Source organism: Campylobacter sp. BCW_6464 (genome assembly GCF_001762775.1).
In the GTDB taxonomy this organism is placed as follows: domain Bacteria; phylum Campylobacterota; class Campylobacteria; order Campylobacterales; family Campylobacteraceae; genus Campylobacter_D; species Campylobacter_D jejuni.
Genome location: NZ_MJXM01000085.1, coordinates 5,204 through 6,695, shown reverse-complemented (window position 1 = coordinate 6,695; position 1,492 = coordinate 5,204). Strand labels below are relative to the sequence as shown.

1 protein-coding gene and 1 pseudogene are annotated in these 1,492 nt (G+C 29.4%); both read right to left on the bottom strand.

Annotation, left to right across the window (positions count from 1 at the left end):
- Window positions 1–141: 141 nt before the first annotated feature.
- The gene (locus tag AJ885_RS09710; protein ID WP_070281236.1) at window positions 142–930 is read right to left on the bottom strand and encodes a hypothetical protein; all 789 of its coding nucleotides are present in this window, start codon (window positions 928–930) and stop codon (window positions 142–144) included.
- A gap of 13 nt (window positions 931–943) precedes the next feature.
- Window positions 944–1,492: pseudogene (locus tag AJ885_RS09705) on the bottom strand (hypothetical protein); the annotation flags it as partial.

Genomic DNA, 1,492 nt, shown 5'->3' with positions numbered 1-1,492 from the left:
ACTAGCTAACAAAGAACCTAAAATCAATGAACTTGCTAATTTTTTAAGCATAATTTCTCCTTAATGTGATTTAAATTGTTATATCAATTTTTTGTTTTCTCTGTAAGTATTTTATTAATTCTTTTTGCCCTTTTTGCATTATCAAGCTTTAATATCTATACTTTTTTGTGCAGTATTTTGAGAAATAATTTTGTTAAATTCTCCTGTATCATCATCGCTAAATTTCATACCAAAAAGAAGTTCTAATTCTTTACTAGTGCTAAATTTACCTTCTAATAGTTTTTTTACAAGTTCGTTTCTTGTGCTATCATCTTTGTAAGTTTCTTTGTTTTTACTTTCGCCTTGAATGGCTTTGAAGGGTTTTTCACTTTGTTGAGTGATAATTTCATCATCACTAGAAAGCAACATTTTATCACCCATAGCCATTTCGTATTCTTTCACAAATTCATCGTGTCTTTGCTTAAAATCTATGTATTTAGTTTTAAACTCATTTAAGCTTAAATCTTTACTTATAAGTGCGTCAAATTCTTTATAAAATTCATCGGCTTTTTTGATGATGTCGTAGCCCAAATGAAACATCTTAGAATAAGAAGCAAAAAAACCTAACATCATTTTCTCCGTAGTTGGGTCCCATTTTGTATAAGCAGGATTAAAATCTTTTAAAGGGGATTTTTCTATTTTATTGGGGTCTTTTAAAGCATTTGACTTCATAAAGTTGTTAAATTCTTGCATATCTTTTTTGCTAATACTTTCATCAAGTCCGAATATTTTAGGATTATACTCAAATTTTTTTCCACGATAAGGCAAAGCACCTTCTCCTGTTATAACGGCTACTCCGTGTTTGTTGATTTTAAAATCAATATTTTTATCTTGTTTAAAATTTGAAGTGTTATAATCATAGTTTAAATTTGAGTTTAGACTATTTATCATTAGTTTTTCCTCTTTACTTGATAGAATACCCACCAAGATATCTTTCTAAAAAGTCTTTATAGTTTGAACTGATTTCCTTAACTACTCTGTAATTATTCAAAACAGGACTTGATTTTACTCTATATCAAGAACCTGATTGTTCGTTGATTACAGCCACTCCATAAGAAAAATACACAAATCTTTTCCCTAAATTAGAAATACCAATATTTCTTTTCACAGTATATCCAAGAAAGTTACGATAAGGGTCATCGCCCACTATACTCATAGTTTCCCAAAGTCTTTTTTGATTGATATAGGAATGCTTACCATTAACCAAACAATTTGTAGTTTCTATACCGCACATTCCACCAAATCGAACAAGTCCTTCTCTATTCCAATAATATTGATCTCCGTTACTATCTTGAAATAAAGTTAATTCCAAATTCCAATCAGGTTTGGCAAAGGCTATAACTTCATTATCACTAAGTCGTTTTAAATAGGTTATATACCCACCCTTAATTTGTTTCATCTCATCTAAATTAAGAGCTTTAACCCCTTGAGAATTATCACTTAAAGCACCATT

Coding starts and splice junctions, on each gene's coding strand:
- AJ885_RS09710 (WP_070281236.1), bottom strand. CDS start 930: ATGATAAATAGTCTAAACTCAAATTTAAACTATGATTATAACACTTCA.